General features: G+C 64.1%; 9 protein-coding genes. 3 read left to right on the forward strand and 6 right to left on the reverse strand.

The features are described 5' to 3' along the window. Positions 1 to 146 precede the first annotated feature (146 nt). From VW23_RS18615 to thpR, 3 genes are all read right to left on the reverse strand, one after another. Positions 147 to 656: a hypothetical protein gene (locus VW23_RS18615; RefSeq protein ID WP_069911044.1), complete on the reverse strand. Its 510-nt coding sequence runs from the start codon at positions 654 to 656 to the stop codon at positions 147 to 149. Positions 657 to 766: 110 nt separating this feature from the next. After that, positions 767 to 1306: an invasion associated locus B family protein gene (locus tag VW23_RS18620; RefSeq protein ID WP_141728389.1), complete on the reverse strand. Its 540-nt coding sequence runs from the start codon at positions 1304 to 1306 to the stop codon at positions 767 to 769. A gap of 199 nt (positions 1307 to 1505) precedes the next feature. Further along, complete coding sequence (gene thpR, locus VW23_RS18625; protein WP_069911046.1) at positions 1506 to 2045, reverse strand: RNA 2',3'-cyclic phosphodiesterase; 540 nt, start codon at positions 2043 to 2045, stop codon at positions 1506 to 1508. 285 nt (positions 2046 to 2330) lie between these two features. Here thpR and VW23_RS18630 point away from each other — a divergent pair, with 285 nt between their 5' ends. The 3 genes from VW23_RS18630 to VW23_RS18640 all read left to right on the forward strand — a co-directional run bounded on the left by VW23_RS18630 (position 2331) and on the right by VW23_RS18640 (position 4161). Beyond that, the gene (locus VW23_RS18630; protein ID WP_055874844.1) at positions 2331 to 3104 is read left to right on the forward strand and encodes a Bax inhibitor-1/YccA family protein; all 774 of its coding nucleotides are present in this window, start codon (positions 2331 to 2333) and stop codon (positions 3102 to 3104) included. Between the two features lie 85 nt (positions 3105 to 3189). After that, positions 3190 to 3687: a GNAT family N-acetyltransferase gene (locus VW23_RS18635; protein ID WP_069911047.1), complete on the forward strand. Its 498-nt coding sequence runs from the start codon at positions 3190 to 3192 to the stop codon at positions 3685 to 3687. 6 nt (positions 3688 to 3693) lie between these two features. Next, on the forward strand, positions 3694 to 4161 hold the full coding sequence (locus tag VW23_RS18640) for a hypothetical protein (RefSeq protein ID WP_069911048.1): 468 nt from the start codon (positions 3694 to 3696) through the stop codon (positions 4159 to 4161). Here VW23_RS18640 and VW23_RS18645 read toward each other — a convergent pair. The 3 genes from VW23_RS18645 to VW23_RS18655 all read right to left on the reverse strand — a co-directional run bounded on the left by VW23_RS18645 (position 4158) and on the right by VW23_RS18655 (position 6272). Beyond that, complete coding sequence (locus VW23_RS18645) at positions 4158 to 4622, reverse strand: GNAT family N-acetyltransferase (protein ID WP_244513653.1); 465 nt, start codon at positions 4620 to 4622, stop codon at positions 4158 to 4160. The two genes, VW23_RS18640 and VW23_RS18645, sit on opposite strands and share 4 nt — an antisense overlap. Continuing rightward, a complete protein-coding gene (locus VW23_RS18650) occupies positions 4619 to 5017 on the reverse strand; it encodes a DUF2794 domain-containing protein (protein ID WP_084646300.1) in 399 nt (132 codons plus the stop codon). The genes VW23_RS18645 and VW23_RS18650 overlap by 4 nt, the downstream gene beginning before the upstream one ends. A 523-nt stretch (positions 5018 to 5540) precedes the next feature. Continuing rightward, a complete protein-coding gene (locus VW23_RS18655) occupies positions 5541 to 6272 on the reverse strand; it encodes a DUF1223 domain-containing protein (protein ID WP_069911049.1) in 732 nt (243 codons plus the stop codon). Positions 6273 to 6362: the final 90 nt, after the last annotated feature.

The following is a 6362-nucleotide window of genomic DNA, read 5'->3' on the forward strand; positions in this document are numbered from 1 at the left end:
GAGGATTGGTTAGGTACAAACCGGTCCGGTCCATCACAGCAAGGTCGGAGAGATAGCGCCTAGGATGGGTCTGAGCACTGGGTCCCGACTTTCGTCGGGATGACGCCGGTGGGTCGGGGCGAGCGCTAGTGCCAGAACGCTCGAGCTCAGCCGGTGCAGCCTTCGATGGCGCGGCTGGCGGCGGTGGCGCCGGAGAGCGAGAAGGTCTCGACGATGCGGATGCCCTTGTCGCTGGTGCCCTCGATGACCACCGAGGAGCCGGCGCGCAGGGCGCCCGCGAGATTGTCGTTCTGGTTGGGGTCGAGCAGCCAGGCGGCGTCCTTGTCGGTGAACAGCTCGAAGGTCTGGCCACTGACCGTGGCTGTCGCCGGGGTGTCGGGCGCAAAGATGAAGCCGGCGACGAGGTTCAGCTCGTTGCGGACGCTCTCGGACGGTCGGTTGGTCAGGTAGAGCCAGGCCTCGGTGAATTCGTCGGGGCTGGGCGAGACCTCAGTGGGCTTACTCAGCGCGAAGCAGACCGGGCCGGTCGACTCGGTGGCGGTGTAAGCGGTCCAGTCGCGAAACTCGCCGAGCAGCTTCACCGACTGCGCCATGGCCGCGCCCGACAGGGCGGGGACGAGCACCGTGGCGATGACAGCAAGAGCGCGGAATTTCATAGGCGGGACCTCGAGGAGTTCGGCGGTTGGTAACAGGCAAAGCCTGATGGCATCAATCGCCGAACGTTCGGATGGACGCTAAGTTCACGCCCAAGTGTCAAGACTCGCGGTCAGGTGCAGGCCTTGCTGATCTCGCCGAGGGCGGCGGTAACGCCCGACAGGCTGTAGCTGTCCGACATCTTGTTGCCCTTCTGCGAGGTGCCGTTGACGGTGAGCTTGGTGCCCGCCTTCAGCGCTTCGACGAAGGTCGCCTCGTCGGCCTCGACGGCGAGCCAGGCGGCCTCGCCCTCGGTGACCATCGGGAAGGTCTTGCCGTCGACGGTGGCGGTGACGTTGGCATTGGAGGGGTGGAACGGATAGCCGACCTGGGTCTGCACTTCGTTCTTGGTGCCGAGGCCCTTGCGGTTGATCACCAGGAAGTGGATCGGGCTGCGCCGCACCGGGCTGCCGTTCACTTCCTTGGGGCTCCAGTCTTCCGGCTGAGCCGAGATGTAGCACATGGCGCCATTGGCATCGGCGCCGGTCCAGGCGGTCCACGCCTTGAAGGTGCCAAGCTGTTTGATTTCCTGTGCGCCGGCCGGCGCAGCCGCCAGTGCGACAAAGACACTTCCGGCAACCAGAGCAGCCAGTGCCAAACGAGATGATGTCATCGCCCTAACATCCTTGAAGTTGCGCAACCAGCACCCGAGCATGGTGCCACGGCATGGTTACCAAGGTCTCAAACCGGCCGCGCATTTTGAGGTAGTGGCGACCTTAGCGGCAATCGTGTCGGCAATTTGACGCGCCAAATCGCCGAAAATCCTGTTTGGGCCCGCATGGTGAAGGAAGCGTTAACGCCAACCCTTCGCGTCACGCCGCCAGCGGGTAGCTCTGCTCGACCAGGTACGGCCCGCCGCCGACCGAATCCCGCGAGGAAAACAGCACGAAGCGGCCAACCTTGAACTCCAGCGGGTTGAAGCGGCCGGAGAAGGCGATGAAGCGGGCCACCTCCTCGGCGGAAACGCCGCGCAGCCGCGCCAGCGCCACGTGCGGCACGAATTTCCGGCCTTCCGGAGCCAGGCCACAGCGTTGCAGCACACGCTCCTGCGCTGCCTGGAGGCGCAGCAGCGCGGCATTGGATGAGCAGCCGGCGAACAAGGCGCGCGGGGTGTTGCCGCCGAACGAGCCGAGATGATCGAGCTTGACGGTGAAGGCCTCGCTGTCGGCCAGCCGGTCGAGCATGTCGGTGACTTCGCTCGCCACATGGTGATCGACGTCGCCGATGAAGCGCAAGGTAATGTGATAGTTCTCGGTGTCGATCCAGCGAGCACCGAACAGGCCGCCGCGCTTGAGCGAGAGGGCGAGCCCCACCTCTGGCGGGACCTCGATTCCGGTAAAGAGCCTGGGCATCCGACCCTCCCTTTGCCGCGGTGAGCAAACGTGATTCGCGCTCATCTCCAGCTGAAACCTAGCGAGGCAGGATGGCTGCCGCAAGACAGGCGGCGCGCCGATCGATACGGCTGCCTCGTGAGGCGAAGAGGTTTGGATAAACCGTTGAAGAACTGCGACATTAGGGAACGTTAAGGTGAGGTCCCGAAGTCTTGTATTGTGCGAGGCGTGCCCTCATATTGTGTGATCGACGGCAGAGGCTCGGAGGAGCGCCCGTCACGTCGCCAGGAAAGGGATTTATTCGTCATGGCTGAATTCGACCGTCCGACTATCGCCGCTCAGCGGGCCGGAACCGCCGCGGCCATCGATGAGGGCCTGCGCAGCTATATGCTGAAGGTCTACAACTACATGGGTATCGGCCTCGTGGTGACGGGTGTCGTCGCCTACTTCGCCAATGCCTGGTCCACCACCACCGACCCGACGCAGGCAGTCGGCCAGCTGGCCAACGGCACGCTGGTCACCCAGTGGGGTTCGTTGATCTACGCCTCGCCGCTGCAGTGGGTGATCATGTTTGCGCCGCTGGCCTTTGTGCTGGTGCTGAGCTTCGGTATCAACCGGCTCTCCGGCGCCACCGCGCAGCTGCTGTTCTGGGTGTTTGCGGCCGTCATGGGCCTCAGCCTCTCGTCGATCTTCATGGTCTATACCGACGCCTCGATCGCCAAGGTGTTCTTCATCTCGGCGGCCACGTTCGGTGCGATGAGCCTCTACGGCTACACCACCAAGCGTGACCTCACTGGTATTGGCAACTTCCTGATCATGGGCCTGATCGGCCTGATCATCGCCTCGATCGTCAACATCTTCCTGGCATCCAGCATGCTCGACTTCGCCATCTCGGCGATCGGTGTGCTGATCTTCGTGGGCCTCACCGCCTACGACACGCAGAAGGTCAAGGAAAGCTACGACCAGGGTATGGGCGCCGAGGTGCTGCAGAAGACCGCGGTGATGGGCGCGCTTAGCCTCTACCTCGACTTCATCAACCTGTTCCTGATGCTGCTGCGCCTGTTCGGCAACCGGGAATAATCCCAGGAATCAGCAAGTCTGATTGGAAGTTTGGGGGGCCGCGATCTATCAAGATCGCGGCCCCTTCGTTTCTCGTGAGTTCCTGATGCCCGACGTCGCCTTCCGCCCCTTTGCCTGGTCCGACGTGCCCGCCATCACTGCCATCTACCGCCCCTATGTCGAGGAGACGGTGATCACCTTCGAGACCGAGACGCCCTCGGAGACCGAGATGGCGGAGCGCTTCGGCAAGCTCAAGGCGCTTGGGCATCCGCTGATCGTCGCCGAGCGGGCCGGCGAGGTGCTGGGCTATGCCTATGCCTCGTTCTACCGGCCGCGCGCCGCCTACCGCTTCACCTGCGAGGATTCGATCTACCTCAGGCAGGATACAGTGGGGCAGGGGATCGGCGGACGGCTGCTCGACGAGCTGATGGCGCAGAGCCGGGCCGCCGGGTTCAAGCAGATGATCGCGGTGATCACCGCCGAGCGCGCCAATTCGGTGCGGCTGCACGAGAAAGCCGGCTTCCGCCATGTCGGGCGCTACGAGGCGGTGGGGTACAAGTTCGACCGCTGGCTCGACATCGTGCACCTGCAGAAGGGGCTATGAGGCCTCGTGGCGACCGGCGAAGAACCGATCTTCCAGTGTGCCCGCGACGTGCTGTGGGTAATCCTCGAGCAGCCATCACCGACGCTCAAGGATTTGGCCGAAGTGCTGGATCGGCTGGCTGTCGTCTACGCAAATACGCCGGCAGGTGAGTTCACCGACAACGCTGCAGATCGACCACGCGAGGACCTGCGTAAACTGATCGCTCCGAGATTTGCGCTTAGACTCTATCCCGATGTCGATCCGACCGACTTCGACCGTACGTACCTCGTCGGTGACGGGATCGACGATCTGATCGATATCGCCGAGCAGATGAAGGAACTCCTCTGGATCTGCGATCAGTTGAGTGCGGATGACGCCCTGTATGAGCTGCACCTGCTTGCTTTCCACTGGATGGGGCATGTGCGGGACCTGAGCCGCTACCTGCATGTGCTGCGCTATGGCAGCCCGTTCCATGAGGTTAGCGACCAAGGTTAGAGCCGCTTCTCCATCGGGTAGCAGAGCATGCCGCGGTCGGCTTCGGCGGGGCCGGCATCCTGCCAGCCATTGGCGAGGTAGAAGCGGTGGGCGGTGCCGGTGCTGGTGAGCCTCGCGATATCGGCGCCGGCCTGGCGGATGCGGTCCTCGAGCGCGGCGAGCATTGCCTTGCTGACGCCAGCGAAGCGGTGGGCCGGCGCGACGTAGTTGAGGCCGATCTCGTCGGGGCCCGTGAGGCAACCGACGGCGGCGATCTCGCCATCGCGCTCGGCGACAAGGAACTGGGCGCCGGGGCGTTCCAGCATCTTAAGCACCATCTCGGGCGTCTTGTTGCGGAGCCAACCGGCAAGTATCTCGGGGTCAGCGCGGTGGTCGGCGGTACAGAGGTCGCGGATCGAAGCGGTGAGCACGGCGCTCATCGCCGCGGCGTCCGCCGGCGCGGCCGGGCGAATGACGATCATTTGACCAGCGCGAGTTCCAGGACGCGGAGCACGGTCACGAGGTCGTGGCCGCGCTTCAGGATGCGGCCCTCCTGGCTCAGCACCATGTACTGGCCCTGCTTGAGGCGCAGCCTGGGGTTCTTCTCGACCACATAGAGCGGCCGCTCGGAGGCGCGCTTGTAGATCGAGAACAGGGCGCGGTCGCGGAGGAAGTCGATCGCGTAGTCGCGCCACTCGCCGTCGACGACCTTGCGGCCATAGAGGTTAAGGATAGTCTGGAGTTCCTTGCGGTCGAAGGTGACCGCAGGCACGAAGCGGTTGTGATTGGCCGGCTGAAGGTCGGCGGGACCAGGGCTCGCGGCTGCCGCGAAATCGATGAGTAGCCCTGATCCAGACTGCTCGGGTTCGTCCACCATTGATCGGCCTCGTCACCTCGTTGTCATGATCGCGTCATTCGCAACGCTTGGCAAGCCGGTCGGATGCATTGTCGCGCGGGACCGGTGATGACTACGCATCCTGCCGCAGAGGTTAACGCAAAATCCCTATTTCGGTCACAATCCCTCCTAGTTGACGCCAGATTGACCCGGCACCTTAGCTCCATTGCCTCCAGTGGTCGGCAAGCGGGCTGACCGAGCCCCCAAACCACGATGCTCGTTTGCCGGCCGCCTCTTACATGCACAGTCATTCTCCTCCCGCCTGCGCAAGCTGGCGGGAGTTTTGTTATGGCGGCGAGGCGCCGCGGCCCTGACTGGCTCAGGGATCATCCCACCAGGCACGGCGTCCCGGCTTCACCCACGGATGTCATTCCCGCGAAGGCGGGAACCTAGTGGGATGCCGCATCACCCGCTGAAGCTGATAAATCCCACTGGGTCCCCGCCTTCGCGGGGATGACGCTGGTGCAGGGTCAGGATCGAACGCAACCACCGGGGCAGTAAGAGTTCAGCGGGTGAAGCCGGCGGCGCCGACGATCGGGCCGGGCAGGCCCGCGTGATCCTGCTGGATCAGGATGACGGCGCCATTGGAGCGGCCGGTCAGCACTTCGCTCAGCGGCAGGGTGAGTTCCGCCCCGGCATCGGCCTTCCACATGCCCAGCACCTGGCGACCGGTGACGATCTGCGTGTAAGCGACCTCCCGGCCCTCGTTCTCGCCGCGCTCAATGGTGACGTCGGCGCGATCGAGGAAGGTGACGAGCCAGATCATCGCGTCGGCTTCGCCGGGTTTGGCGGGCACCGAGACCTGCAGCATGTCGTCGGGGGCCTCAGTGAGCTTGACGTCGAGCGGCAGGCTGGCGCCGCCGAGCGCGGTGTTGACCGCGTCGCGCTTCGAGCCGACGAGACCGCCCTTGCCGTTGATCACCAGTTGCGGGGTGAAGATGCGGGAGGAGCCCCAGCTTTCGGCATAATCGCGCTGCCGGTCGGAATTCTCCTTGGTGCCGAACGTGTCCTCCCAGCCGATATAGTCCCAATAGTCGACATGGTAGGCGAGGGCGACCACGTCAGGACGCTTGCCCATCTCATCGAGCATGGCATCGGCCTTCGGGCAGGACTTGCAACCCTGCGAGGTGAACAGCTCGAGCACGGCTTTGGGCGCAAGCTTGATCTCCCCGGCGAGGGCGGTGGAGAGCAGGGCAAACGAAAGGGAGACGCCGCAAAGGATCGAACGGAAAAGCATGGCGACGTTTGTAGGCAGGCGGGTTGTCCCGCGCGAGTCAAATCGGCGCGACTTGCCGTGATGGGGAAAAGGGGCGCGGGATAACCCGCC

Source organism: Devosia insulae DS-56 (genome assembly GCF_000970465.2).
In the GTDB taxonomy this organism is placed as follows: Bacteria; Pseudomonadota; Alphaproteobacteria; order Rhizobiales; family Devosiaceae; genus Devosia_A; species Devosia_A insulae.

Bases quoted from the DNA above. Each gene is read 5' to 3' on its own strand.
- VW23_RS18655 (WP_069911049.1), bottom strand. From the start codon at position 6,272: ATGCTTTTCCGTTCGATCCTTTGCGGCGTCTCCCTTTCGTTTGCCCTG.
- VW23_RS18650 (WP_084646300.1), bottom strand. From the start codon at position 5,017: ATGGTGGACGAACCCGAGCAGTCTGGATCAGGGCTACTCATCGATTTC.
- VW23_RS18620 (WP_141728389.1), bottom strand. From the start codon at position 1,306: ATGACATCATCTCGTTTGGCACTGGCTGCTCTGGTTGCCGGAAGTGTC.
- VW23_RS18635 (WP_069911047.1), top strand. From the start codon at position 3,190: ATGCCCGACGTCGCCTTCCGCCCCTTTGCCTGGTCCGACGTGCCCGCC.
- VW23_RS18645 (WP_244513653.1), bottom strand. From the start codon at position 4,622: ATGATCGTCATTCGCCCGGCCGCGCCGGCGGACGCCGCGGCGATGAGC.
- VW23_RS18630 (WP_055874844.1), top strand. From the start codon at position 2,331: ATGGCTGAATTCGACCGTCCGACTATCGCCGCTCAGCGGGCCGGAACC.
- VW23_RS18615 (WP_069911044.1), bottom strand. From the start codon at position 656: ATGAAATTCCGCGCTCTTGCTGTCATCGCCACGGTGCTCGTCCCCGCC.
- thpR (WP_069911046.1), bottom strand. From the start codon at position 2,045: ATGCCCAGGCTCTTTACCGGAATCGAGGTCCCGCCAGAGGTGGGGCTC.